This window comes from Dyella soli (assembly GCF_054482295.1).
Genome location: NZ_JBTFFU010000001.1, coordinates 1,937,652 through 1,963,873 on the forward strand (window position 1 = coordinate 1,937,652; position 26,222 = coordinate 1,963,873).

Annotated in this window: 22 protein-coding genes and 1 riboswitch; of the genes, 13 read left to right on the plus strand and 9 right to left on the minus strand. The window is 68.1% G+C overall.

Annotation, left to right across the window (positions count from 1 at the left end; translation table 11 throughout):
* Positions 1 to 3,570 carry a hybrid sensor histidine kinase/response regulator gene (locus ACXU4B_RS08960; protein ID WP_131409712.1) on the minus strand — a complete coding sequence of 1,190 codons (3,570 nt, stop codon included), beginning with the start codon at positions 3,568 to 3,570 and terminating at the stop codon, positions 1 to 3.
* A gap of 182 nt (positions 3,571 to 3,752) precedes the next feature.
* On the opposite strand from ACXU4B_RS08960, the gene ACXU4B_RS08965 reads away from it, so the two are divergent.
* The 5 genes from ACXU4B_RS08965 to ACXU4B_RS08985 all read left to right on the plus strand — a co-directional run bounded on the left by ACXU4B_RS08965 (position 3,753) and on the right by ACXU4B_RS08985 (position 8,457).
* Positions 3,753 to 5,219, plus strand: coding sequence for a GTPase (locus ACXU4B_RS08965; RefSeq protein WP_131409714.1), 1,467 nt, complete (start codon positions 3,753 to 3,755; stop codon positions 5,217 to 5,219).
* 123 nt (positions 5,220 to 5,342) lie between these two features.
* Positions 5,343 to 5,963, plus strand: coding sequence for a YceI family protein (locus tag ACXU4B_RS08970; protein WP_131409715.1), 621 nt, complete (start codon positions 5,343 to 5,345; stop codon positions 5,961 to 5,963).
* The gene (locus ACXU4B_RS08975; protein WP_131409717.1) at positions 5,960 to 6,538 is read left to right on the plus strand and encodes a cytochrome b; all 579 of its coding nucleotides are present in this window, start codon (positions 5,960 to 5,962) and stop codon (positions 6,536 to 6,538) included. The genes ACXU4B_RS08970 and ACXU4B_RS08975 overlap by 4 nt, the downstream gene beginning before the upstream one ends.
* Positions 6,538 to 7,101 (plus strand): YceI family protein, encoded by a 564-nt coding sequence (locus tag ACXU4B_RS08980; RefSeq protein ID WP_131409720.1) that lies wholly within the window; start codon positions 6,538 to 6,540, stop codon positions 7,099 to 7,101. The genes ACXU4B_RS08975 and ACXU4B_RS08980 overlap by 1 nt, the downstream gene beginning before the upstream one ends.
* 9 nt (positions 7,102 to 7,110) lie before the next feature.
* Positions 7,111 to 8,457 (plus strand): GTP-binding protein, encoded by a 1,347-nt coding sequence (locus ACXU4B_RS08985; protein ID WP_131409721.1) that lies wholly within the window; start codon positions 7,111 to 7,113, stop codon positions 8,455 to 8,457.
* 31 nt (positions 8,458 to 8,488) lie between these two features.
* On the opposite strand, the gene ACXU4B_RS08990 is transcribed toward ACXU4B_RS08985, so the two are convergent.
* On the minus strand, positions 8,489 to 8,728 hold the full coding sequence (locus ACXU4B_RS08990; RefSeq protein WP_131409723.1) for a glutaredoxin family protein: 240 nt from the start codon (positions 8,726 to 8,728) through the stop codon (positions 8,489 to 8,491).
* Between the two features lie 363 nt (positions 8,729 to 9,091).
* Between ACXU4B_RS08990 and ACXU4B_RS08995 the strand changes: the two genes are divergently transcribed.
* A complete protein-coding gene (locus tag ACXU4B_RS08995) occupies positions 9,092 to 10,474 on the plus strand; it encodes an L-serine ammonia-lyase (protein ID WP_131409725.1) in 1,383 nt (460 codons plus the stop codon).
* Positions 10,475 to 10,737: 263 nt separating this feature from the next.
* A complete protein-coding gene (locus ACXU4B_RS09000; RefSeq protein WP_131409727.1) occupies positions 10,738 to 12,354 on the plus strand; it encodes an APC family permease in 1,617 nt (538 codons plus the stop codon).
* Between the two features lie 58 nt (positions 12,355 to 12,412).
* Here the strand turns inward: ACXU4B_RS09000 and ACXU4B_RS09005 are convergent, their stop codons facing one another.
* From ACXU4B_RS09005 to ACXU4B_RS09020, 4 genes are all read right to left on the minus strand, one after another.
* A complete protein-coding gene (locus ACXU4B_RS09005) occupies positions 12,413 to 13,498 on the minus strand; it encodes a homoserine dehydrogenase family protein (protein WP_131409729.1) in 1,086 nt (361 codons plus the stop codon).
* Positions 13,495 to 14,721 (minus strand): cystathionine gamma-synthase, encoded by a 1,227-nt coding sequence (metB, locus tag ACXU4B_RS09010; RefSeq protein ID WP_131409731.1) that lies wholly within the window; start codon positions 14,719 to 14,721, stop codon positions 13,495 to 13,497. Before metB ends, ACXU4B_RS09005 begins: the two co-directional genes overlap by 4 nt.
* Positions 14,722 to 14,761: 40 nt before the next feature.
* A complete protein-coding gene (gene metX, locus ACXU4B_RS09015; RefSeq protein ID WP_131409733.1) occupies positions 14,762 to 15,790 on the minus strand; it encodes a homoserine O-succinyltransferase MetX in 1,029 nt (342 codons plus the stop codon).
* A gap of 84 nt (positions 15,791 to 15,874) precedes the next feature.
* Positions 15,875 to 15,991, minus strand: a riboswitch (SAM riboswitch).
* Between the two features lie 144 nt (positions 15,992 to 16,135).
* Positions 16,136 to 16,927: a hypothetical protein gene (locus ACXU4B_RS09020; protein WP_131409735.1), complete on the minus strand. Its 792-nt coding sequence runs from the start codon at positions 16,925 to 16,927 to the stop codon at positions 16,136 to 16,138.
* Positions 16,928 to 17,167: 240 nt separating this feature from the next.
* Between ACXU4B_RS09020 and ACXU4B_RS09025 the strand changes: the two genes are divergently transcribed.
* From ACXU4B_RS09025 to ACXU4B_RS09045, 5 genes are all read left to right on the plus strand, one after another.
* Positions 17,168 to 17,524, plus strand: a complete 357-nt coding sequence (locus ACXU4B_RS09025; protein ID WP_131409737.1) for a DUF1304 domain-containing protein — start codon at positions 17,168 to 17,170, stop codon at positions 17,522 to 17,524.
* Between the two features lie 70 nt (positions 17,525 to 17,594).
* Complete coding sequence (locus ACXU4B_RS09030; protein ID WP_165583169.1) at positions 17,595 to 18,260, plus strand: M24 family metallopeptidase; 666 nt, start codon at positions 17,595 to 17,597, stop codon at positions 18,258 to 18,260.
* A gap of 11 nt (positions 18,261 to 18,271) precedes the next feature.
* A complete protein-coding gene (locus ACXU4B_RS09035) occupies positions 18,272 to 18,772 on the plus strand; it encodes a GFA family protein (RefSeq protein WP_131409739.1) in 501 nt (166 codons plus the stop codon).
* Positions 18,773 to 18,805: 33 nt separating this feature from the next.
* The gene (locus ACXU4B_RS09040) at positions 18,806 to 20,407 is read left to right on the plus strand and encodes a peptide chain release factor 3 (protein ID WP_131409741.1); all 1,602 of its coding nucleotides are present in this window, start codon (positions 18,806 to 18,808) and stop codon (positions 20,405 to 20,407) included.
* Positions 20,408 to 20,516: 109 nt separating this feature from the next.
* Positions 20,517 to 21,422 carry a CPBP family intramembrane glutamic endopeptidase gene (locus ACXU4B_RS09045; RefSeq protein WP_131409743.1) on the plus strand — a complete coding sequence of 302 codons (906 nt, stop codon included), beginning with the start codon at positions 20,517 to 20,519 and terminating at the stop codon, positions 21,420 to 21,422.
* 4 nt (positions 21,423 to 21,426) lie between these two features.
* On the opposite strand, the gene ACXU4B_RS09050 is transcribed toward ACXU4B_RS09045, so the two are convergent.
* From ACXU4B_RS09050 to ACXU4B_RS09060, 3 genes are read right to left on the minus strand one after another with little or no spacing between them, the layout of a single operon-like run.
* Complete coding sequence (locus ACXU4B_RS09050; protein ID WP_131409745.1) at positions 21,427 to 21,900, minus strand: hotdog fold domain-containing protein; 474 nt, start codon at positions 21,898 to 21,900, stop codon at positions 21,427 to 21,429.
* Positions 21,901 to 21,957: 57 nt separating this feature from the next.
* Positions 21,958 to 24,429, minus strand: coding sequence for an acyl-CoA dehydrogenase (locus tag ACXU4B_RS09055; protein ID WP_131409747.1), 2,472 nt, complete (start codon positions 24,427 to 24,429; stop codon positions 21,958 to 21,960).
* Between the two features lie 53 nt (positions 24,430 to 24,482).
* Positions 24,483 to 25,373, minus strand: a complete 891-nt coding sequence (locus ACXU4B_RS09060; protein ID WP_131410501.1) for an alpha/beta fold hydrolase — start codon at positions 25,371 to 25,373, stop codon at positions 24,483 to 24,485.
* Positions 25,374 to 25,495: 122 nt separating this feature from the next.
* Between ACXU4B_RS09060 and ACXU4B_RS09065 the strand changes: the two genes are divergently transcribed.
* Positions 25,496 to 26,074, plus strand: a complete 579-nt coding sequence (locus ACXU4B_RS09065; RefSeq protein WP_131409749.1) for a TetR/AcrR family transcriptional regulator — start codon at positions 25,496 to 25,498, stop codon at positions 26,072 to 26,074.
* The last annotated feature ends 148 nt before the right edge of the window (positions 26,075 to 26,222 follow it).

The following is a 26,222-nucleotide window of genomic DNA, read 5'->3' on the forward strand; positions in this document are numbered from 1 at the left end:
TCAGTCGCCGTCCGCGTGCGCCTGGATATCCGCCGCCGGTGCACCCAGCTGCTCGGCAATGGCATCGGTCAATTGCTCGCCGGTGAGCGGCTTGCGCAGGAAACCGTCCATGCCCGCGGCACGCGCGCGCGCTTCCTCGTCACCGCCCGAGCGCGCGGTGATCGCCACGATCGGCAAGCGCTGCCCCGCCTTTTCGCGCTGGCGGATCAGGCGCGCGATCTGGAAACCATCGATGCCGGGCAGGTCCAGGTCCAGCAGGATCACGTCGCATGACGCCTGGGCCAGTTCCGCCAGGGCGCCGAGGCCGTTGCCGACGTAGCGCACTTCATGCCCCTGGCGCTCCAGCAGGCCGCGTATCACCGCCGCGACGATTACATCGTCCTCGACCAGCAGCACGTGCCATTGGCCGGCCGCCTGCCCTTCGCCCCGCGTCGCCGCGACCGTGGGCGGCTCCTGCGCCACCGCCAGCGGCAGGCGCACGTGGAACGTGCTGCCGTGGGCAACCTTGGATTCCAGCTCGATATTGCCGCCCATCATCGCCACCAGCTCGCGGCAGATCGCCAGGCCCAGGCCGCTGCCGGCGCGCCGCTGCGGCCCGGTGACCTGTTCGAAGCGCTGGAACAGGCGCGCCTGGCTGGCCTCGGGAATGCCCGGGCCGGTATCGATGATGCTGAAGCGCAGGCCGTCGTCGGTGCGCCGCACGCGCACGGTGACGCCGCCATGCTCGGTGAACTTGAGCGCGTTGTTGGCGAGGTTGAGCAACACCTGCTTGATGCGCACCGCGTCGCCGATCATGCGGTGCGGCAGCTCGTCGGCGATGTCGATGTCGAAGCGCAGTCCCTTGGCGCGGGCCTGGCCAAGTTCCAGCTGCGCCACGTCGTTGACCAGTCCGCGCGGATCGAACGGCGCGTTCTCCAGTTCCAGCCTGCCTGCCTCGATGCGCGCCAGATCCAGCGCGTCGTTGAGTAGCTTCAGCAGCATGCCGCCGGAACGCTGCATCGCCTCGGCAAAGCCGCGCTGGGTGCCGCTCAGCGGCGTGCTCAGCAACAACTCGGCCATGCCCATCACGCCCGTCATCGGCGTACGGATCTCGTGGCTGAGCGTGGCGAGGAATTGCGTCTTCGCGGCGCTGGCCTGTTCGGCCAGGCGACTGCGCTGTTCCGCCAGTTGCATCTGGTGGCGCTGCGCCAGCCGGCGCCGCCATGCCTGCAAGGCCAGCCAGACCAGCAGCACGACGATCACCAGGTAACCGCACCAGGCCCACCAGCGCGCCCACGGCGGCGCCTGCACGTGGATCGTGAGCGGCACCGGCAGGTGCGCCCACACGCCATCGGCGCCGGCCGCCATCACGTCCAGCGTGTAGTCGCCCATGCCCAGGCCGGCGAAATCGCGCTCGCCGCGGCTGCCCGTGTCGACCCAGCCCGCATCGACGCCGCTGAGGCGGAAGCGGTAGCGATTGGCCGCGGGGTCGACATAGGAGAACACGCGCGACTCGATGTTGAGCCCGCTGTCCTTCCAGCCCAGGAACAGTTCGCCGGACACCGGCACCGGCAGGTTCTGCAGCTCGCCGTCGCGCCGCACGCTGATGCGCGTGAGCGTGACGGGCTGCGGCGTCACCGCCTCGTCGACGCGATTGGGATTGAAGCCCATCACACCGCCCAGCGTGGGCGCGTAGATGCCGCCGTTGGGTGCGCGCGCGAAGCCGCGCAGGAATTCGCCGTTGCTGAGGCCGTCCTGCAGGCCCAGCTGGTGGAAGCCGCCACTGCGCGGATCGAATCGCCACAGTCCATCGCGTCCGAACACCCATACGCGCCGGTGGCGGTCGACGGCGAGGTCGACCACGTTGATCGACGGCCACCCATGCGCCGCATCCACCTTGCGATCGAGCCGCAGCCCGTCGCCGTCGTAGTGGTAATGCTCCAGGCCATCGGGCCGCGCCATCCACATGCCGTCGTCGGTAAAGTCGAACGCGTCCACGGCCTCGCCGCGCGTCACGCCGGGCACCGGCTCGAAGTGATCGTAGGTGCGGTCCAGGCGCAGCATGCCGGCATCGCTGGCGTACCAGAACACGCCATCGTGCAGCGTGATCTGGCTGCCCCAGCGAGCCTTCTCTTCTGCCGGAACGAAGGGCACCGGCGTGACGGCGAGCGTGTCCTGGTCGACCCGGAACAGGCCTTCGCCAAAGGTGCGGGCATAGAGCTTGCTGTCCGGACCAAGCTCCACCTCGAGCGGATGTTTCATGCCCTGGCTGCTGGCGGGCACCATGTCGAGCTTGCCATCGCCATAACGGAACAGCGCGCCCTGAACGGTGATCCACAGGCGCTCGTGCGCGTCCTCGGTCATGCCCAGCACGTCGCCGCGCAGGCCCGACAAGACGTGCTCGACCTTGCCGGTCGCCGGCCACAGGCGATCCACCCGACCACTGCGTTCGCCGACCCACACGGCGCCATCGCGCGCACGCGCCACGGCGTAGGCGACCGAGTCGCGCAGGCTGCTGTCGTCGTCGGGAATATGGGTGAAGCGGCTGACGCTGTTCCAGCCCGGCGCGAGATAAGCCACGCCGCCGTCGAACAAGGCGATCCACAGCCCGCCTTCGTTGTCGTGCTGGACTTGCCATACCCAGGTGCCGGGGAGGTTGCCGTACAGCACCGGCTGGTTCACCACGCCTTCGATCGGATCGTCCTTGCCGTTCTGCAGGAACAGGCCGCGCTGAGTGCCTATCCACAGCCGCCCGGCGCGATCGCGCGCGCTGCTGAGCACGTTGGTCTCGGGCACCTGGCCGCGCCCGACCTGCCGCGCGATGTCGTCCTTGCCCACAATGAACAGGCCATGCGACGAGGCGATGCGCACTTCGTCGCCATCGCCCTCGATGCGCCACGCATCCAGGGCCTGCCCCGCGACCCCTGTGGTGACGGCGTGGAAGTCACCCAGGCTGTCGCGGCGGTACACGCCGTTGTCGCTGCCGACCCACAGTTGTCCCTGGGCGTCGACGTAGAGGGCACCCACGGTGCCCAGCGCGGTGGCATCGCCACCGGCCACCACCACGTGGTCGAAACCACGCCCGTCGACGCGGAGGCGGTCCAGACCCACGGCGGTGCCGACCCAGAGCGTGCCGTCGCCGGTCTGCGCGATGGACCACGCCTTGTCGCTGCCCAGGCTGGACGGATCGCCGGGGTCGTGGCCCCAGTGGCGGAAGCTGCCGGCGCGGTCGTCGTAACGGTTGAGGCCCGCCTCCAGCCCCGCCGCCCACAAGCGCCCGCCGCGATCGAACAGCAGGGCCGAGATGCCGTTGTTGAACAGCGACTGCGGGTCGCCCACGTCATGGCGGAACACCCTGAAGCGCACGCCGTCGTAACGCGCGATGCCGCTCTTGGTGCCAAACCACATGGCCCCGTCCGGTGCCTGCACCACGGTGTACACGCTGCTGCTGGGAAGCCCTTCGGCCGTGCCGTAGCGCCGGAACTGCGGCGTGGGCCGCGTGCTGGCCGCGGGCGCGGCAGGCGCCACCGGCGGCGACGCCGTGGGCACACTCCCCAACAGGAACGCACTGAGCAGCAAGGACGGCAGCATGTTCTCCCCCAAGTCGATCGATCATGCCAGAGCCGTTGTGTCAGGACGAGCCGCGCCAGGTAAACCCGGCGTTGGCCGGCGCGGGCAGCGCCTGCGCCCGTCGCCGGTGCCGCGCGCCACGATCAAGGCTTCGTGAAAGGGCCTCACGGGCGCCGCGACCGGACAAGCTCTACCATGCGGCCATGTCACGTCGACTGCGCTGGCTGATCGCCGCCATTGCCCTGGCGGCCCTGCTATGGCTGCTGCTCGCCATCGCCGAGCGCGCGCTGGCGCTGGCACAACGCTTCCTGGGCCTGCCCGCCTGGCTGCAATGGACGCTGGGCAGCGTGCTGGCCGCGTTCTCGATCGCGGGCCTGGCCGTGCTGTGGTGGCTGGTGCGCCCCCGCCGCCGGCCAAAGCCGATGCCGGCACCGGACCGCGGCACGCTGGAACAACGCCTCGAGCGCCTGCAGTCCCGTGGGGCCGAGACCCAGGCGCTGGACGAGGAACTGGCGGAACTCGATCGCCGTCGCGCCACCGGGCGCGTCTACGTGGCGCTGTTCGGGCAGATCTCCACCGGCAAGTCGACCCTGCTGCGCGCCTTGTCGCCGTCATCGACGGCGCGCAGCGACGTGCGCGGCGGTACCACGCGCCAGGTCATGCACGTCGACAGCCAGCTGCCGGACGGCCGCATGCTGGTCGTTGCCGATGTGCCGGGCAGCCGCGAGGCGGATGGCGTGGCCTACGAAACCATGGCGCGCGAAGAGGCCCTGCGCGCGCACGCGGTGGTCTATCTGTGCGCGGGCGATCTCACCCGCAGCCAGGCCGAGGAAGTGCGCTGGCTCGCCGCCTTCGGCAAGCCCCTGGTGGTGGCGCTGAACAAGGCCGACCAGTGGAGCATCGACGAGCTGGACCTGCTCAGGCAACGCCTGCGCCAGCAGACCACGGGGCTGGCCAGTGCCGTCGTCGCCGTCAGCGCGGGCGGTGCGGAACGCTTCCAGCGCCAGCTCGCCGACGGCGGCATCGAACAGGTCGAGCGCCAGCGCAAGCCCGCCATCGAGCCCCTGCTCGACGCCCTGTCCCGCCTCGTGGCCGAAGGCGCCGAAGGCCTCGAAGCGCAGCGCGAACACGCGGTGCTCGCCGGCCTGCACGAACGCACCGGCACGCTGGAGGCAAAGACGCGCGCGGCCGACAGCGAACGCATCGTGCGCAAGTACGCACGCCGTGCCGTGGTGGGCGCCATGGCCGCGGTGGCACCCGGCAGCGACCTGGTGATCCAGGGCGCGCTGGCCGCGGCGTTGACGCGCGAACTCGCCGCGCTGCATGAGGTGCGCGTCAGCGATGTGCAGATCGACGACTTCGTGCAGCAGGCCAGGCTCAGCCTGCGCACCGGCAGTTCCATCGTGCTGGCCATCGCGGGCAACGCGCTCAAGGCGTTCCCCGGACTGGGCACCCTCGGTGGTGGCGTCCTGCATGCCTTTGCCTATGCACTGATCTTCGACAGCATGGGTCGCGCGCTCGCCGCATCGCTCGCCGAACGCAAGGCGCTGGACCAGCAGGACGCCGGCGCGCGGCTCCAGACCCTGCTCAGCGACAGTGGTTCGACGCGCATCCGCCAGCTGGCGACCCTGACCATGGATGCCTGGCGGGAACGCGACCATGCGCCGTGACGAGCGGCCGTCCCGCCGCCCGGCCGTGCCCACCACCGGGCAAGGCCAAGATGTCACGGCGGAAACAATCCGTTCCGATCGTGCCGCTGGCGCCACCCTTCCGGATCATCCAGACTTTCGCCCATGCCCTGGTCACGCCTGACAAGACGAGCCCTGTTCGCCACCGCGATCGCGTGGCTGCCACTCGCCGCCGCGTTCGCCGCGCCGACGACGTATCACTACGACACCACCCATAGCCAGATCGTCTTCAGCATCGACCACAACGGCTTCTCGCGGCCGTTTGGCCGGCTGCATATCGCCCAGGGCTGGCTGCGCTTCGATCCCGACGACTGGAGCCAGTCCGCCACCGAACTCGACATCGACCTGGCCAGCCTGGACATGGGCGACGAGGCGTGGAGCGCGGCCGTGCGCAAGCCGGCCTACCTCGATGCGGAGCGCACGCGCTATGCCCATTTCGCCAGCACCTCGGTCGAGCGCAAGGACGAGCAGCACGGCGTGCTGCACGGCACGCTCAGCCTGCGCGGCGTGACGCGGCCGGTGGACCTGGCGTTCACCGTCAACCGCGTGGGCGCGACGGTATACGGCCTGCACACCATCGCCGGATTTTCCGCCACCACCCTGCTCAACCGCGACGATTTCGGCATCACCGCCAACGCCAATTCGATCGGCCACGGCGTCAGCGTCTGGCTCGAGCTGGAAGCCATCCAGGACGATCACGCGCCATCCAACAAGGAGTCACCATGAGTCTTCGCAGCAACCGTCGCCAATGGGGCGCGGTCGCCAAGTCGTTCCACTGGATCACCGCCCTGCTGATCATCGGCAACGGCATCTTCGGCCTGTGCATGGAGCTGGCCGGATCGCCGATGCGCAAGATCAACTGGCTGGCGCTGCACAAGTCCATTGGCCTGACCGTGCTGGCGCTGCTGCTGCTGCGCGTGCTGTGGCGCTGGCTTGATGGCCGCCCGCAGGAAGATCCCGCCCCGCGCTGGCAGAAGGTCGCCGCTCACGCGGTCCACGGCCTGCTGTTCCTGCTGATCGCCGCACTGCCGCTCAGCGGCTGGTGGTTCAACTCGATCGTGGGCAAGCCGCTGCAGTTCTTCAAGCTGTTCAACCTGCCTGCGCTGGCCCAGGCCAACCGCGACATGAGCCCTGTGGCGCATGCCGTGCACGAATACCTGTTCTGGTTCCTCGTGCTGGTGCTGGTGCCGCATATTGCCGGCGCGCTCAAGCACCACCTGGTCGACCGCGACAACACCCTGCTGCGCATGCTCCCCTTCCGCCGCCTGCGCAACGGCGCCCCATCCCAAGGAGAACACTGATGAACCGCCTGGCTTCCCGCTTCCTCGCCCCGCTGCTGCTCACGTTGGCCCTGCCCGGCCTGGCCAGTGCCGCGGACTACGTGACGCAACCGGCCGGCAGCAAGCTTGGCTTTGCCGCCAGTTTCCAAGGCCAGTCGTTCGATGGCACGTTCGCGAAGTGGACGGCGGCGATCAGCTACGACGCCAGCAAGCTCCCCGCGTCGAAGTTCGACGTCGAGGTGGACCTCGCCAGCGTGAAGACCGGCGACAGCGATCGCGACGGTGCGCTGCCGGGACCCGACTTCTTCAACGTCGCGAAATTTCCCAAGGCCCATTTCGTCACCACCGGCTTCCGCCAGAACGGCGCGCAGGTGATCGCCGATGGCAACCTCACCCTGCGTGGCGTGACCAAGCCGGTCAGCCTCAACGTGACGTTCAAGCCGCAGGGCGCCGGCGCCACGCTCGATGTCACCGGGTCGGTCAAGCGCCTCGACTTCGGCGTGGGCACCGGCGACTACGCCGACACCTCGGTGATCGGCGCCGACGTGAAGATCAACGCGCACCTCGTACTCACCGCCAAGTAATTCGCCAGCATGGCGACCGACTCGCTGTGGCGGCGCCTGCGCGGCTGGCTGAAGCCGGACGCGCAGGCTGCCGGCACGCGCGGGGCCATGCACACGGGAGCCGCCTCATCGCGCGTCACGGCGAGCCTGCGCAGCCTGCTCGACGACCCCACCATTCCGGACGCGATCCGCAGCGAGCTGGCCGGCGATTTCCGGCGCATCGAAGCCATGCTGGAACGGCTGGAGCGCGGTGAACTGCATGTGGCCGTGTTCGGTCGCGTCTCCGTTGGCAAGTCCGCCCTGGGCAACGCACTGCTCGGTCGCGAGCGCTTCGCCGTCGGCGTGCTGCACGGCACCACCACGACGGCCCAGCAGGCCGTGCTCGACGAAGCGAACCAGGACGGCCTGGTGCTGATCGACACGCCCGGCATCAACGAACTGGATGGCGAAGCACGCGAGCGACTGGCCTTCGACGTGGCCGAGGTGAGCGACCTCGTGGTGTTCGTGGCCGACGGCGACCTCACCCGCGACGAGCTCGACGCCATCCACACGCTGGCCGCCACGCAGCGCCCGCTGCTGCTCGCGCTCAACAAGGCCGACCGCTACGGTGCGGACGACATCGCCGCGCTGCTTGAACGCTTGCGCGAGCGCACCGCAGGCTTGCTGCGCGCCGAGGACGTGATCGCCGTGGCTGCCCGCCCCGCTGCCGCCCATGCCATGCCTGCGGACACGCACGCCCCGGAACAAGCGCCGCTTCCCGATGTGGCGGCATTGCGCGAGCGGCTGCTGGCGATCGCGCGCCGCGAAGGCAAGACGCTGTCTGCGCTCAACGCCGGACTTTATGCAGGGCGACTCACCGACCAGGTCAGCGCGCGCATCGCCCGCAGCCGTCGCGAGCTGGCCAGCCGGGTCATCCGCCAGTACTGCCTGGCCAAGGGCGTGGCCGTGGCCCTCAACCCGATCCCCATCGCCGACCTGCTGGCTGCCGCCGGGCTGGATGCCGCGATGGTGGTGCAGCTGTCACGCGTCTACGGCCTGCCGTTGACGCGCAGCGAGTCCGGCCGGCTGGTCGCGGTGATTTCCGCGCAGCTGGCGGCGCTGATGGGTGCGATATGGGGCGTGCAGCTGGTCGCCTCCGCGCTCAAGGGAGTCAGCACGGGGCTGTCGGTGGTGGTGACTGCCGCTGCGCAGGGCGCGCTGGGCTGGTACGCGACGGTGCTGATCGGTCGCGCGGCCGAACGCTACCTGGTGGCGGGCAAGTCGTGGGGTGAACAAGGCGCCAAGCGTGCCGTCGCCGACATCGTCGCCAGCCTCGATCGCGATTCGATCCTGCGCGAGGCGCGCGATGAAATCCTGCGGCGACTGAAGTCGCGCTGAGGCCCGCCGCCAGGGCCAGCCCGGCGTGCGCTCAGCCCGCCACGGCCAAAAACGAGCGCACCGCCGCCGCATCGAACGGCCAATCGAGCTCACGTCCGTCCTGCATGTCCCGCAGCACCGGCACACGCACGCCGTAGCGGTCTTCCAGCGCCGCATCGTCGTCGACCCACACGCTGTCGAAATCCGGCGCCAGCGCCTCGGCCATCACGGCCAGCGCCTGGTCGCACAGATGGCAGTAGTCCCGCTGGTAAAGCACATATCGCGTCGACATAGGCCGCGGAAGATACCCGAGCCCTGCCGATCCGGCGAGCGCCACCGTGGCGGTGGCGCGGGGCAGCCACCGCGTCGTACCCAGCCGGGTGTCACTTGCCCGGCTTCACCGGGCTGCGCCCACTCTTGCGACGGGCGGACGTGGTCGTCAGCGGTGCCAGGCGCGATCGGCCTGGATCTTCAGGGCGCGGCGCCAGGACGCCGCCCGACATGCACGCTGCACGTGCAGGAAGAGAAGCCAGGGGCATGCCGCCGCGCTGTGCTCCATACGCGTGCGCACCCTTGCCGTCGCTGCGGCGCGGCAACCATGGCGCGGCAGGCCGCGTAGAATGTGCGGCTCTCCCCGCCCACTCTGCGTGTGTCCATGGCTGTCAGCGTATTTGACCTGTTCAAGATCGGCATTGGTCCTTCCTCATCGCACACCGTTGGCCCCATGCGCGCCGCCGCGCGCTTCGCCGAGCGCTGGCTGGAAGAAAAAGGCGTGCTTGACCGCGTGACGCGCGTGCGTGCCGAGCTTTATGGCTCGCTGGCCATGACCGGTCGCGGCCACGGCACCGACAAGGCGGTGCTGCTGGGTTTCGAAGGCGCGCATCCGGATACGGTCGACCCCGACCACATTCCCGAGACGCTTTCGCGCATTCGCACGACGCATCGCCTGCGCGTGCTGGGCAAGCACGAGATCGAATTCGAAGAGAAGCGCGACCTGGTGTTCAACAAGCGCCAGAAGCTGCCGTTCCACACCAACGGCATGCGTTTTTCCGCCTACGACGCCGAAGGCCACGAGCTGGCCACGCGCGACTACTACTCGGTCGGCGGCGGCTTCGTGGTGAATCACGACGAGGCGGCCGAAGACCGCATCGTGGCCGACACCACCGAGCAGCCCTATCCGTTCTCCACCGGCGACCAGTTGCTGGCGCTATGCGAGAAGCATCAGCTGTCCATTGCCCAGCTGATGATGGAGAACGAGAAAGTCTGGCGCAGCGAGGCGGATACGCGCGCGGGCCTGCTCACCATCTGGAAGGCGATGCAGGACTGCGTCAACCGCGGCCTGCGTTCACCGGGTGTGCTGCCGGGCGGCCTGAAGGTGGTGCGTCGCGCGCCGGCCATGGCGGCCGAGCTCCGCAGCGAGCCGGAAGCCGCCCTGAAGGACCCGTTGACCATCCTCGACTGGGTGAACCTGTACGCGCTCGCGGTGAACGAGGAGAACGCCGCCGGCGGCCGCGTGGTCACCGCGCCGACCAATGGCGCGGCCGGCATCGTGCCGGCGGTGCTGCACTACTACCACCGCTTCTGCCCGAAGTCGGACGAGAACGGCATCGTCGATTTCATGCTGACGGCCGCCGCCATTGGCATCCTCTACAAGGAAAACGCCTCGATCTCCGGCGCCGAAGTGGGCTGCCAGGGCGAAGTGGGCGTGGCCTGCTCGATGGCCGCGGGCGGCCTCACCGCCGCACTCGGCGGCAATGTGCTGCAAGTGGAGAATGCCGCCGAAATCGGCATGGAGCACAACCTCGGCCTGACCTGCGATCCCATCGGCGGCCTGGTGCAGATTCCCTGCATCGAGCGCAACGCGATGGGTTCGGTGAAGGCGATCAACGCCAGCCGCATGGCGCTCAAGAGCGACGGCAAGCATCGCGTGTCGCTGGACAAGGTGATCGCCACCATGCGCGACACCGGGCGCGACATGAAGGACAAGTACAAGGAAACGTCGCGTGGCGGACTGGCCGTCAATGTGATCGAGTGCTGAGCGCCATGGCCAGCTTGCCGCTTACGCAGCGGGCGTTTCGACTGCCTGCCGGCAGGCGGCACGCCGGCGACAACGCCCCGCCGACCCATGCGAAGCACCCAGCAAGCACCCCTTTCCACAACCGCTTCAGCCACTTGCCTGCCGCACCACGCAACCGACCATGACTCCCGGCGGGCTGACAGCGGCGTGACGGGTCTGTCATCATCCGCCCCTTGTGTGTCGCCCCGGTGGCGGCCCGTCGATCCACTGCACTGGGGACCTGCATGTCTCAATCTCCGATCCGACGCGACGTCGGCCCGTTCGCCCTCATGCTTACCGGCCTGGGTTCGATCATCGGCTCCGGCTGGCTGTTTGGCGCCTGGCGCGCGGCGGGACTGGCCGGCCCGGGCGCCGTCTGGGCCTGGGTGCTGGGCGCGGCCATCATCATGACCATCGCGCTGACCTATGCCGAACTGGGCGCCATGTTCCCCGAGTCGGGCGGCATGGTGCGCTACAGCCACTATTCGCACGGTTCGCTGGTCGGCTTCATCGGCGCCTGGGCCAACTGGATCGCCATCGTCTCGGTGATTCCGGTGGAGGCCGAGGCATCGGTGCAGTACATGGCGTCGTGGCCGTGGCAGTGGGCGCACGACCTGTACATCCACATGCCCGATGGCCGCGGCGAACTGGCACCCGCCGGCCTGTCGATTGCCGCCGTGCTGGTGATCATCTATTTCCTGGTGAACTTCTGGAGCGTGAAGCTGTTCGCGCGCTCCAACACCGCCATCACGGTGTTCAAGCTGGTGGTGCCGGCCGCGACCGGCCTGGCGCTGATCGCCAGCGGCTTCCACAGCGAGAACTTCGCGGTGGGCGTGCATGGTGATGCACACTCCATCGACTTTGCCGCCGTGCTCACGGCTGTGGCCACCGCGGGCATCGTCTTCAGCTTCAACGGTTTCCAGAGTCCGGTGAACCTGGCCGGTGAAGCGCGCAACCCGGGCAAGAGCATTCCTTTCGCGGTGATCGGCTCGATCGTGCTCGCCACCATCGTCTACGTGATCCTGCAGGTGGCCTACCTCGGCGCAGTGCCGCCGGAGATGCTGGCCAAGGCAGGCTGGCACGGCATCGACTTCCGCTCGCCGTTCGCGGAGCTGGCGATCATCGTCAACCTGCACTGGCTGGCGATGCTGTTGTACGTAGACGCGTTCGTCAGCCCCAGCGGCACCGGCATGACCTATACCGCGACCACCGCGCGCATGATCTACGGCATGGAGCGCAACGGCACGCTGCCGAAGCTGCTCGGCCGCCTGCACCCCAAGTGGGGCGTGCCGCGTCCGGCCATGTGGTTCAACCTGGCGGTGTCGTTCCTGTTCCTGTTCTTCTTCCGCGGCTGGGGCACGCTGGCGGCGGTGATCTCGGTGGCCACCATCATTTCGTATCTCACCGGCCCGGTGAGCGCGATGACGCTCCGCCGCACGGCACCCAACCTGCATCGTCCGCTGCGCATCAGCGGCCTGCCGGTGCTGGCCGGCATCGCCTTCATCATGGCGACCGAGTTGCTGTACTGGGGACGCTGGCCGCTCACCGGCGAGATCATCCTGCTGATGGTGGTGGCCCTGCCCGTGTACCTGTACTACCAGGCGAAGTCCGGCTGGCACGATTTCGGCCGGCAGATGAAGGGCGCCTGGTGGCTGATCTGCTACCTGCCGACGCTGGCGCTGGTGTCGTGGCTCGGTAGCGACATGTTCGGCGGCCAGGGTTACCTGCCCTACGGCGTGGACCTGGTGGTGGTCGCGGTGATCGGCCTGGTGTTCTACCTGTGGGGCGTGAAGTCCGGCTGGCGCACGCCGTCGGTGGAACAGGCCGAGCAGGAAGCCCTGAGCAACCCCGTGCACCACTGAGCCATCGGTTCCGGGCGCACCCGAAACGCGCGGCGAGAGCCGCGCGTTTTTTTATGGCCTAGGCCAGCGCCAGCACATCCCCGAGCAAGGCCTGCGCCGTCACCTCGGGCCCCGCGCCCGGACCCTGGATCACCAGCGGCTGCGTGTTGTAGCGCGTGGTGCTGAGGGCGAACTGGTTGTCGGTGCCGTACAGGCGCGTGGCCGGATGATGAGCCGGCACCTCGACCAGGCCCACGCGCGCACGGCCGCGCTGGTTGAGGCGCGCCAGGAAGCGCAGAGCGCCACCACGAGCCTGGGCTTCGGCGTAACGCGCAGCGAGGGGTGCGTCGAGTTCCTCCAGCCGCGCAAGGAAGGTGTCGACATCGAGCTGCCGCAGGCTTTCCGGCACGAGGCTTTCCACTTCGACTTCGTCCGGGCGCAGGGCAAAGCCGGCGCAGCGGGCGAGGATCAGCAGCTTGCGCGCCACGTCCTCGCCGGACAGGTCCGAGCGCGGATCGGGCTCGGTATAACCCAGCTCACGCGCGCGACGCAGCAAGGTCGAAAACGGCTGGCTGCCGTCGTACTGGTTGAACAGGTAGGAAAGCGAACCGGAGAACACGCCCTCCAGCGTCAGCAGCGCATCGCCGCAATGACGCAAACGGCGCAGCGTGGAAATCACCGGCAGGCCCGCACCGACCGTGGCCGAGTCGCCGTAGCGACCGCCCTGCGCCAGCGCCGCCTGCAGCGCGCGCCAGCCCGGCAGGTCACCGCCGGCCAACGACTTGTTGGCGGTGACCACGTGATAGCCGCGCGCCAGCCAGTCGGCATGACGCGAGGCCAGCGTGCCGCAGGCCGTCGCATCGATGATGACCTTGACCGGCGCGTCGGTGGCATCGAGCGCGTCGAGCAAGGCGGCATCGTCGCGCGCGTCGCCATGGGATTTCAGCTTCTCGCGCAGCTGGCGATCGGCCAGATGTTCAGCGCGGACCTGCTGGCGACGCGAATTGGCCGCACCCACCAGGCGGATGGATGACGCCGCCGGCGTATTGAGCAGCTTGAGGAAGGCACCGCCCACCACGCCGGTACCCAGCAGCACCGCGGCGATGGCCGACGACGCCCGCGGTTTCGCCGCGGGCCCGGTCTCCCGCTGCAGCACCGCGCTCACGCGCTCACCCGGCGCTTGACGGCACCCACGGCCTCGGCGCGCAGCAGCGCGGCGTCCAGGTCGCGCAGCAGGTCATCACCGTCCTCGATGCCGACGGAAAGGCGCAGCAGGCTGTCGGCAATGCCGGCGGCGCGGCGCGCTTCCACGGCCATGGAGGCATGCGTCATCGACGCGGGATGGGCGATCAGGCTCTCAACGCCTCCGAGCGACTCGGCCAGCGAGAAGTGTTGCAAGCCATCGACGAAAGCCGCGATGTGCTCGACCTCGCCCGCCAGCTCGAAACTCAGCATGGCGCCGAAACCTTGCTGCTGCCGGGCTGCCAGCGCATGGCCGATATGGCTCTCGAGGCCCGGATAGTAGACCTTGCGCACAGCCGCATGGCCGTCCAGACGCTCGGCGATGCGCACCGCGTTTTCCTGGTGCTGGCGCAGGCGGACACTTAGCGTGCGCAGGCCGCGCAAGGTGAGGAAGCTGTCGAACGGCGCCCCGGTAAGGCCATTGCAGTTGCCCCACCACTTCAGCTGCTCGGCCACCGCGGGGTCGCGCGCCACTACGGCGCCGCCCACCACGTCACTGTGGCCGTTGATGTACTTGGTGGTGGAATGCACCACGACGTCCGCGCCCAGGGCCAGCGGCTGCTGCAGCGCCGGCGACAGGAAGGTGTTGTCCACCACCACCAGCGCGCCGACCGCGTGCGCCGCCTGCGCCACGTGACGGATATCGGTGATGCGCAGCAGCGGGTTGGATGGTGTCTCCACCCAGATCAGCGCGGGCTTCGACGCCAGGCCTTCGGCCAGCGCATGGCTGCTGGTGAGGTCGATGAAGCGCACCTGGAAGCGGCCCTTCTTCGCCCATGCATCGAGCAGGCGCCAGGTGCCGCCGTAGCAATCGTGCGCTGCCAGCACCAGCGCGCCGGCCGGCACCAGTTCCAGCGCCAGCGCCACCGCCGCCATGCCACTGGCCGTCACCACCGCGCCTGCACCCTGCTCCAGCTCGGCCAGTGCGTTGCCCAGCAGGTCACGCGTGGGATTGCCGCTGCGCGAGTAGTCATAGGCGCGCTTGCCGCCGAGGCCGTCGAACGCATAGTTGGTCGACAGGTGCAGCGGCGGCACCACGGCGCCATGCTGGGTGTCGGATTCGATGCCGGCGCGCACGGCGCGGGTATTGATACCCGGCGGGGTATTTATGCCCGACTGGGTACAGGGGGCGGTGGTGTCGCTCATGGTGAATCTCCGTGCGTGCTTCTTGCTCTTGGGGTCTGTATCAACAGCCGGCCAGCGCTTCGCGCAGCAAAGGTGCGAGGCGATCGGTTTCCTTGAGGAAGGCATCGTGGCCATACGGCGACTCGACCACTTCGAGCGTGGCCGGGCCATGCAGGCGGCGCTGCAGCTCGCACAGGTCGGCCAGCGGCACCAGGCGGTCGGACGGGAAGCCGATCAGCGTGGCGGGCGCGGCGACGCGCTCGGGCGTCACGTCGTGCAGGTCGATGGATTCGGACAGCGCGAGGAAGCGTTCCACGTCGAAACGCTCCACGAAGCGGCGGCCGGCGTGCTCGAGGTAATCCTCGACGGGGAAATGGAAGCGGCCGTCGCGAAATTCCGGCGCCGCGGTAAAGCGCCGGGCAAACTCCTCGCTGCCGCGATAGGTGGTCATGGCGAGCTGGCGAGCCAGCGCCAGCGCCTGCCCGGGCTGGCCGCTTTCCAGGCCGAGCCGCACGATGCCGCGCTGCACGGAGCGCTGCGCGGTGGCCAGCGGATGCGGGCGATGCGCGCCGGCCAGCAGCACGAGACGGCCCAGCGCGTACGGGTGGCGCGCGGCAAACGCCAGCGCCACCATCGCGCCGTACGAGGAACCGATGAACGCATGCGCACGCCCGATGCCCAAGGCATCGACCAGGGCGGCCAAGGCGTCGGCCTGGTCTTCGCTGGAAACGGCCTGCACGCCACCGAGATCCGCCGGCGTGATCCAGTCGATGGAGAGCACGCGGAAGCGGTCCAGGTCCAGCGATTGTCCGGCGCCCACCTGCGCCTGCCACCAGCCCGGCGCGGCCTCGCTGTCCAGCGCCACGACGTCGCGGCTGGCGGAGATGCCGCCCTGCACGATCACCGTGGGCGCATCAGGCGCGCCGCACCACAGGTAGCGAACATCCACTTCGACCGGCGCGCTGCCGTACTTGGGCGCGACGGAAACGCGGCGGGCGCATCGCTGGGTGGTGAGGTCCGGCCGCTGGGCGCCGGCAGCCACGGGAAGCGCGGTCACGGCGGGAGGAACGGGTTGCGGCTGGCTGGACATCGTCTGTTCTCCGGTCGGGCATCGCGCTGCGGACCGGAGAAGAGAGCAAGGCACGGCCGGCAAACGCGCGGCGGTGCTGACCTGCCCTCATCTCGCGGCTGGCGCCCGAAGCGCCGCCGCAGGAATTGGCACCGTTGCGGACTGTCTCCGCAGGTTGCCCCGGCTTCAAAGGGCCTGTCCCTCCGCCGGTCTCGATGAGTAAGGGGGAATCTAGCGACAACCGGATGGCGTGTCAATAGACGTCTAAACGTCTAGGCGCATAAACGTCGGTCAATTGCCGTGGCATACATGGCTTCGCGGGCCGCCGTGCCCCGGGCGCGCCCCGGGGGCACGGCGGCGCATGCCCTATTGCTTGACCGCGACGTAGGACATCGTGCGGTCCTGCAGCTTGTTGTCGTAGGTCACGTCCATGCTCTTGCCATCGGCGGATACCGTGGACTTGATGACGGCGATGACCTTGCCGTCACGCTTGTCGGTCTCGACGATGGTCGACTTGCCCATCTGCTTGACCATCACGCTGGTGATGCCCGGATCACCCTTGAAAGGTGCTTCCGTACCGTCGGTCTTCACCTCGTAGGACTGCCCGGTCGGCGTCGTCATGCTCAACATGCCGCCGGCATTCTTGTAGGTGAAAAGGATGCCGTTCTCAGAGATGTTGTCCATGTTCGCCATCACCCAGGAACCGGACAGGGCATGGGAACCAGTGGGACCCTTCGCCACCTGCTTCATGTCGCCGCTGCCGGTCACGGGCGCCGAGTTGGTGTTGCTGCTGTCGGTGAAGTCGACATGGGCGGTCTTGCCGTCCGCGCTGACCTTGGTGGTCGCGGTCACCACGACCTTGCCGCCCTTCTTGTCCGTCTCCTTCACCGTGTGGTCGTCGACCACCTGGATCGCCATGGTGTCGAAATAAGGATGGCCGGTGACCATCTGGTCCTGCCCATCGGCCTTGATGTCGATCGCCGGCACGCAGGTCTTGCACTCGTACTTGCCGTTCTGCAGCACGACGACATCGGGTTTCTTCGACATCTGCACCTTGCTCATGTCGACCTTCCACGTGCCGTCGAAGGCGCTTTGTGCCATCGCGCACACGGGACAGAGCAGGACCAGCAGCAGGCCCGCACGCAGTGATTTCTTCATGATTGCGACTCTCCGGATGTGGAATGTGGCCGGGCGTTGCCCACCGCCCCTGACTGGACGTCGCTGTCGCCTGGCATGACTCCCTTCGGAACCCGGCCCCGCGACCGTACGCCCTGCCCCCATGCCCCACAATCGGCTGAAAGTCCTAGGAAAACGGCCGACTGCGGCCGCTCTTCGCGGTTTGCGGGAAAGCGCCCCGGCTGCAACACTGCGCCTCCCGTCCAGCCCATTGCCAAGCCCATGTCCCTTGCCGCCAACGCTGTCGTGCTCCTGGTCGCCCTGCTGCACGTGTGGTTCCTGGTCCTTGAAATGTTCCTGTGGGACCGACCCTCGGGACGGCGCGCGTTCGGCCTCACCGCGGAATTCGCCGCGCAGTCGAAGGTGCTGGCGGCCAACCAGGGCCTGTACAACGGCTTTCTCGCTGCAGGCCTGTTCTGGGGCTGCTGGCTGGGCCGCAACGGCACCGACATCAAGCTGTTCTTCCTCGGCTGCGTGCTGATTGCCGGCGTGTTCGGCGGCTTCACGGCAAGCAGGAAGATCCTGCTGATCCAGGCCCTGCCGGCGCTCATCGGGCTGGCCCTGGTGGCACTCTCCTGAGCGCCCCGGCAAAGACGACGACGGGCCGCTGTGCCATGCTTGATCTTCGCCCGCACCCACGAATCGCCCCATGAACCACACCCGGCAGGAAGCGGTCGGCGATCGCTTCGACCCCCAACGGATGCAGCACGCGCGCGAGCGCAGCTGGGCCGCACTGCACGGCATCCGCGAGCGCATGCGCCCGGGCATCAGCGAAGACGAGGCGAAGGCCGAGGCGGCCGAGGTGTTTCGCCAGCTGGGCATGGAGCGCCTCTGGCACCCGGTGATCATCCGCATCGGCCCGAACACCACGCGCACGTATCGCGAGCCATCGGACCCGTCGGTACGCCTTGGCGAAAACGACATCTACTTCGTCGACCTGGGACTGGTCTTCGAGGGGCACGAGGGCGACGTCGGCGACACCTTCGTGGTCGGCAACGATCCGCAACACCACGCCTGCGCCGCAGCCGCGCGCGAGCTGTTCCGCACGGTGGCCGAGGCCTGGCGCACACAGGGCATGACCGGCGAGGCGCTCTACGCTTTCGCCAGCCAGCGCGCCGAGGCCATGGGCTGGCGCCTGCACCATGAGGTCAAGGGCCATCGCGTCAGCGATTTTCCGCACGCCGTGCACAAGGCCGGCGACCTTGGCGAACTGGGCGAACGACCGTCGGACGGGCTGTGGATCCTGGAGATCCAGATCACCCACCCGAGCGAACCGTACGGCGCGTTCTTCGAGGACCTGTTGACCACCGGATAGGAGGGCACGACATGATGACCGGCGATCCTGTCCTGGCAGGCGGCTGCGACTGCGGCGAGGTGCGCTACCAGCTGATCGGCCCGCCGCTGTTCGTGCACTGCTGCCATTGCCGCTGGTGCCAGCGCGAAACCGGCACCGCGTTCGCCCTGAACGCCATGATCGAGACCGAGCGGCTGACCCTGCTCCGGGGCATGACGGAAGTGATCATGACGCCATCGCACAGCGGCATGGGCCAGAAGATCATGCGCTGCCCCGGCTGCCGCCTGGCGCTGTGGAGCCACTACGGCGGCGGCGGTGATGCCGTCGCCTTCATCCGGGTCGGCACGCTGGACGAACCCCACCGGGTCAGCCCGGACATCCACATCTACACCACCTCCAAGCAGCCCTGGGTGGTGATTCCCGCGGGCCTGCCGGCCGTGGAGGAGTTCTACCGGCTGGACGACTACTGGCCGCCGGAGAGCCTGGAGCGGCGACGCATCCTGCGGGAACAGCGGTCCCGGCCCCAGTCTTGATAGAATGGCCGGTTCGCGAGCCCAGATACCGCCATGTCCACCCATCTCACCGAAACCCGCCGCCGCCGTACCTTCGCCATCGTCAGCCATCCTGACGCGGGCAAGACCACGCTGACCGAAAAGCTGCTGCTGTTCGGCGGCGCGATCCAGATGGCCGGCTCCGTGAAGGGCCGCAAGGCCGCCCGCCACGCCACCTCCGACTGGATGGCGCTGGAAAAGGAGCGCGGCATTTCGGTGACCTCGTCGGTGATGCAGTTCCCCTACGAGGGCCGCATCGTCAACCTGCTCGACACCCCGGGCCATGCGGACTTCTCCGAAGACACCTACCGCGTGCTCACGGCGGTGGACTCGGCGCTGATGGTGATCGACTGCGCCAAGGGCGTGGAGGAACGCACCATCAAGCTGATGGAGGTGTGCCGCCTGCGCGACACGCCCATCATGACTTTCATCAACAAGCTCGACCGCGAAGGCCGCTCGCCGATCGAACTGCTCGACGAAGTGGAATCGGTGCTGGGCATCGCCTGCGCCCCGCTCACCTGGCCGATCGGCATGGGCAAGCGCCTCAAGGGTGTGTACCACCTGCTGCTCGACGAAGTGCACGTGTTCGAGCAGGGCAAGAACTTCACGCGCCAGGACTCGACCATCTTCAAGGGCCTCGATGCCCCGGGCCTGGCCGATAAGATCGGCGCCGAGGCGCTGGCCGAACTGCGCGACGAACTGGAACTGGTGCAGGGCGCCTCGCATCCGTTCGACATCGGGCTGTACCTCGCCGGCAAGCTCACGCCGGTGTTCTTTGGTTCTGCCGTGAACAACTTCGGCGTGCAGCTGCTGCTGGACTTTTTCGTAGAGCACGCACCCGGGCCGCGTCCGCGCGCCACGCTCACGCGCGAGGTGAAGCCGGAGGAAGAACGGCTCACCGGCTTCGTGTTCAAGATCCAGGCCAACATGGACCCGGCGCATCGCGACCGCATTGCCTTCATGCGCGTGTGCTCGGGCACCTATACCGCCGGCATGAAGATGATCCAGACGCGCACCGGCAAGGAAGTGCGCATCGCCAACGCGCTCACCTTCATGGCCAGCGACCGCGAGATCGTGGAAAGCGCCTATCCCGGCGACGTGATCGGCCTGCATAACCACGGCACCATCGGCATCGGCGATACCTTCAGCGAAGGCGACCTGGTGAGCTTCACCGGCATCCCCAACTTCGCGCCGGAACTGTTCCGCCGCGCCCGCCTGCGCGACCCGCTCAAGATGAAGGCGCTGCAGAAGGGCCTGGCCCAGCTGTCCGAGGAAGGCGCCACGCAGTTCTTCCGCCCGCTGATGAGCAACGACCTGGTGCTCGGCGCGGTCGGCGTGCTGCAGTTCGACGTGGTGGCCTATCGCCTCAAGGACGAATACGGCGTCGACGCCAGCTTCGAGAACGTCACCGTCGCCACCGCCCGCTGGATCCATTGCGACGACCCCAAGAAGCTCGAGGAATTTCGCGAGAAGAACGCGATGAACCTCGGCATCGATGCCGCCGGCGAACTGGTCTACCTGGCGCCGTCGCGGGTGAACCTGCAGCTGGCGCAGGAACGCTGGCCGCAAGTGCGATTCTCGGCCACGCGCGAGCACGCGACCTCGGTCGACCTCTAGGCGCCGCGCCACCCGGCTCCTCCGGCACGTTCGTCGGGGGAGCCAGCCGCGGTGCGCATCTGCGGTGCGCGCTGCTACCCTGCCCGCTTCAACAGGGGGAGCAGTGCCAATGCAAGCAGGACAAGCCGTCTTCACCACACCGACCAACGCCACGGGCTGGCAACGCTGGCTGGTGTTCTCGCCGTTGGCGCGCATCGTGTTCTTCACCGCGATGATGTTCGTGCTGTACAACGTGGTCCACATGGGCGTCGCCGGCCTGGGCATGCTCGGCAAGGGCGTCGATCCGCTGACCCGTTCGCTGGCCGTGCTGGCCTTGTCGCTGGTGCCGGCGCTGGTCAGTTATGTCGTGCTGGTCAAGGCGATCGAACGCCGCCCCATGCGCGAATTCACGCTGCGCGACCTGCCCTCGCTGGGAACGGTCGGCCTGCTGCTCGGCAGCGGCCTGTTCGGTGCCGTGGTGCTGGTGCTGTGGCTCGCCGGCAGTTACCACGTGACGGGCACGAACCCCGGCGTGGACTGGGTACCGGCCGTGCTGATCACCGGCATCGGTGCAGGCGTCGGCGAGGAGATCATCACGCGTGGCGTGCTGTTCCGCATCGTGGAGGAAGGCCTCGGCACGTGGTGGGCGCTGGCGATTTCCGCGCTGTTCTTCGGCGCCGCGCATATCTTCAACCCGGGCGCCACGGCATGGAGTTCGCTCGCGATCGCGATCGAGGCCGGCGTGCTGCTCGCCCTGCTCTACCACGTCACCCGTTCGCTGTGGCCCTGCATCGGCCTGCATGCCGCGTGGAACATCATGCAGGGCACGGTGTTCGGCATTCCCGTCTCGGGCACCGAGGCACAGGGCTGGTTGGTCTCCAACCGCACCGGGCCGGACTGGCTGAGCGGCGGCGAGTTCGGCGCCGAAGCTTCGGTGGTGGCCTTGCTGCTCTGTTCGTGCTGCTCAGCGGTGCTGCTGGTCATCGCCATCCGCCGCAACACCATCGTGTCACCCGGCTGGCGCCGCACCGCCTGATCGGTCAGGCGTGCTTCGCGCGCGGCGCCACCCACATGTCGATGCGGGCACGGAACACCTCCTGCCCGCCATCGTCGTGCACGCGGACGGCTACCGGCCACGCATAGCCGCTTGCTGACTCGGTGGCGGCGCCCATCGGCATCGCCACGGCATGCATGGTGCCCCTGGCCTTGGCCAGGTATTCCACCGTCATGCCCCGCGGAATCCAGCGCATGGCCGGCGGGATGGTCACGTCGGTCATCATGCCCGCGGTCAGTTCGGCCACGTTGCACAGGGCGATCGCGTGCACCGTGCCGATGTGGTTGTGCACGCGGCGACGATCGCGGATATCCACCGCGCAACGCCCCGGCTCCAGCGCCACGAAACGCGGCGCAATGGTGGCGAAGTACGGTGCCTTGAAGCTGATCAGGCGCCCATACAGCCAGCGACCGCCCGGCACGGCAAGCAATCGGCGATAGAGCGACAGTGCCTGGCTCATGGCAGTCTCCCGCCCGGGCGGCGCTCGCGCTCCGCCCGGGTTACATGAGGTGGTTGATCAGGCCGCGTCGGCGAGCTTCTTGTTGCGGTCGGCGCGAGTGACCGCCGCACGCAGCTCGGCCGGATCGAAGTCGTCGACCGCAATGAACTCGGACACGGCTTCGCGCACGCGCTTGAGCAGCTCGAATTCGGCCGCGCTGATCACGCCGGCCTGCAGCGCCTCGGCGAGCTGGCCGATGTACTCATGCGACTTGAACTGGCCGGCCTTCTGCGCCTTGCCGAACTTGCGCTCCACCGGCTCGGCGGCGATCACGTCCGGCAGCAGCGCGTTCATGCGGCCAATGGTGTTGTTGGCGGTCGGCGTGAGGTAGGTCCATTCGGTCAGGCGGTCGCGCGCTTCGCCCGGCGCGGTGATCAGCGCGGCAACGCGACGACCCAGCCGATCGGACGGCGGCACTTCGCGGCGACCCAGCGGGAACACCAGCGCGCGCAGCAACCACGACACCGGACGCACCGGGAAATTGCGGATCGCGCCATCCAGTGCCATCTGCATGCGCCACACGCACTCGTGGAACGCCCACGCCAGCAGCGGACGATCCGCTTCCGGCCGGCCGGTGTCCTCATAGCGCTTGAGCATCGCACTGGCGATATACAGGTAGCTCAGCACGTCGCCCAGGCGGGCGGACAGCTTTTCCTTGAACTTCAGCTTGCCGCCCAGCACACCCATGAAAGTGTCCGCACACAGCGCCAGCGCCGCCGAGTAGCGGTTGAGCTTGCGGTAATAGCGACGCGTATAGGCGTCACCCGCCGTCTCGCCGAAGCGCGACCCGGTGAGGCCCAGCGTGAAGCTGCGCACGGCGTTGGAAATGCCGAAACCGATATGGCCGAACAGGGCGCGATCGAACGTGCGCAAACGGTCGCCGTAGTCGGCGATCGACAACGCCTGCATTTCCTTCAGCACGTAGGGATGGCAGCGGATGGCGCCCTGCCCGAAGATCATCAGGCTGCGGGTCATGATGTTGGCGCCTTCCACCGTGATGGCGATCGGCACACCCTGCCACGCCCGGCCCGCATAGTTCTTCGGACCGAGCTGCACGGCTTTGCCGCCATGCACGTCCATTGCGTCACCGGCGATCACGCGGCCCCATTCGGTCGCGTGGTACTTGGCGATGGCCGACGGCACCGCCGGCTTCTCGCCGCGATCCACGGCGGCGGCCGTGGCGCGCGACAACGCCGCGGTCGCATAGGTGAGGCCGCCAATGCGCGCGAGCGCCTCTTCCACGCCCTCGAAGCGGGCGATGGAAAGGCCGAACTGTTTGCGCATGCGCGCATACGCGCCGGTGGCCGCCACGGCGGCGCGCACGCCACCGGTGGCATTCGAAGGCAAGGAAATCGCGCGACCCACCGACAGGCACTCCACCAGCATGCGCCAGCCGTGGCCGGCCATGTGCGGACCGCCGATCAGCACCGACATCGGCACGAACACGTCCTTGCCATGCAGCGGACCGTTCTGGAACGGCACGTTCAGCGGGAAATGGCGCCGGCCGATTTCCAGCCCCGGCGTCGAGCGCGGCAGCAGCGCCAGCGTGATGCCCAGGTCTTCCTTGTCGCCCAGCAGCTTCTCCGGGTCGTAGAGGCGGAAGGCCAGGCCGACCACCGTGGCGATCGGCGCCAGGGTGATGTAGCGCTTGTCGAAGGTGAGCTTCATGCCCAGCGTCTCGACACCGTCGACAACCTGCTTGCACACGATGCCGAAGTCGGTGATCGAGGTGGCGTCCGAACCCGCATACGGGCCGGTGAGCGCGAAACAGGGAATCTCCTCGCCGATCGCCAGGCGCGGCAGGTAGTGGTTCTTCTGCTCGTCGCTGCCGTAGTGCAGCAGCAGCTCGGCCGGGCCGAGCGAGTTGGGCACCGCGACGGTGGAAGCGACCGTGGCCGACATGGTGGCCAGCTTCTGCAGCACCGCCGAATGCGCCAGCGCCGAGAAACCCAGGCCGCCGTACGCCCTCGGAATGATCATGCCGAAGAACTTGTACTTCTTGACGAAGGCCCAGACCTCCGGCGGCAGGTCGGCCAGTTCGTGGGTGATCTGCCAGTCGTCGAGCATGCCGCAGAGTTCTTCCACCGGGCCATCCATGAAGGCCTGCTCTTCCACGCTCAGCTCGGGCCTGGGCTGCTTGAGCAGCGCATGCCAGTCGGGCTTGCCGGAAAACAGCTCACCCTCGAAGCCGACGGTGCCAGCCTCCAGCGCGGTCTGCTCGGTTTCGGACAGCTTGGGCGTCACCCGCGCGAACATCTTCAGCAACGGCGCGCTGATCTGCTTGCGGCGGAAGCCGTCCATCAGCAGCGGCACGGCGATGAGCAGTTCGATCGCCAACAGCAGGACCATCGTCCACGGAGCACTGGCAAGCAGGCCGACCACGACGGTGGCAATCACCGTGGCGATCGCCCATGTGCGCAGGCTGGTGCGATGGTAGGCGCAGGTGCCGGTGGCGATGAGCGCCGCCAGCAGGGTCAGGATCACGGACATCACAACACCTCGTTACGGATGACGACTTCGCGGATCACGGGCATCTCGCGGGTTCAGGCCACGGCCGCATCGCTGCGGCCGGGGGTGGCAAGTTTTTGCACGAATCGTGCGATTTCGCGGGTGAATGCGTCGTTGGCGTCGCCGGCCACCATGTGCGTGGCGCGCGGCAATTCCACGTGCTCGGCATGCGGGACCAGCTGCATGAACTCGTTGACGTTGTCGCGCGAAACCACGTCGCTGCGTCCGCCGGACAGCAGCAGCACCGGCACGCGCACCTTGGCCGCGGCGGCCATCAGGCGGGGCTGGTAACGCTCGCTCTCGCTCACCAGCCCGCCAAGCAGGGCCGGGTCCCAGTGCCAGCGCAGGCGGCCATCGGCGCCCTCGCGCAGCAGCGGACGCAACTGGTCTTCGCTCTTGCGACCGGCGCGATGCGGCAGGTAGCTGGCGATTTCCTCGGCCGCCTCCGCATAGCTGGCGAAGCCATCAGGGTGCGCCTGCATGAAGGCCAGGATCCGTTCGACGCCGGCGGTTTCCCAGCGCGGCGTGATGTCGACCAGCACCAGGGCGCGAAACGCCTCGGGATCGATTTCGCCGGCGATCACCAGGCCCAGCAGACCACCCATGGAAGCACCTACCAGGATCGGCTTGCGCAGCTCGGCATGCGCCAGCAGGCGCAGGTCGCCGACGAATTGCTCCATGTGATAGTCACCACCCGCCAGCCGGCCGCTTTCGCCATGGCCACGGCTGTCGAAGCTGACGCAGCGATAGCCCTGGGCCGCGAGTGCGGTGGCCGCGCCGCGCCAGGCACCGCGCGTCTGGCCGAAGCCATGGGCAAACAGCAGCGTCGGGTCGCCAGCCGGATGGCGCACTTCCACCGCCAGTTCAAGGCCATCGGCCGCGCTGACGCGGTGAATCGAGGTTTCTGAGGGGTTGATGTCTACCATACGCATGAGTATGTAGTTGCTTCCCGACGCCGTCAATACGCACTGCACCGTCAGCGGCCCACGATTCAATGACTTGCATCCGCGCCGATTACAAAGAGGCTGACTGGGGCTACCATGCGCGTATGAATGTCAGCGCAAAACCCGAACGCACCCGCCTTTCCGCTGAGGATTGGGAAGACGCCGCCCTCAAGCTGATCGCCGAACAAGGCGTCGGCGCGCTGGCCGTGGAGGCTCTCGCCCGCCAGCTTGGCGTCACCAAGGGCAGCTTCTACTGGCATTTCCGCACTCGCGAGGCCCTGCTGCAGGCCGCCCTGGAGCGCTGGGAGCAATACGGCGAACGCGAAGTCATCTCGCAGATCGAGTCCATGCCCGATCCTCGCGCGCGCCTGCCGGAGCTGTTCCGCCGCGTGGCGCACGAACTGGCGCCCCACCGGGTCTATGCCGCCCTGCTCAAGGCGCTGGACCATCCGCAGGTGGTGCCGGTGATGGCGCGTGTCTCGCAGCGACGCATGGAGTTCCTCACCAACATCTACCGCGAGGCAGGCCTGCCCGCGGAAGAAGCGCTGAACCGCGCCCGCCTGACCTATGCGGCCTATGTCGGCTTCCTGCAGCTCAACTTCACGCTGGGCCTGCCACGCATCAGCCACGACGAATTCGATGCCTACGTCGAGCACATGATCCGCACGCTCACGCCGGCCTGACCTTTCGTCAGGCAGCATCGCTCGCGCGAACGCCGCCCCCGGGCGGCGTTTTCTTTGGGCCCCTGGCCACTGGTATTCCACCGGGCAAAGTGGTCTGCAGTTGCATCTGTAACTATCGGGTTGGGCGGAGATTTCCGGGTGCGCCCAG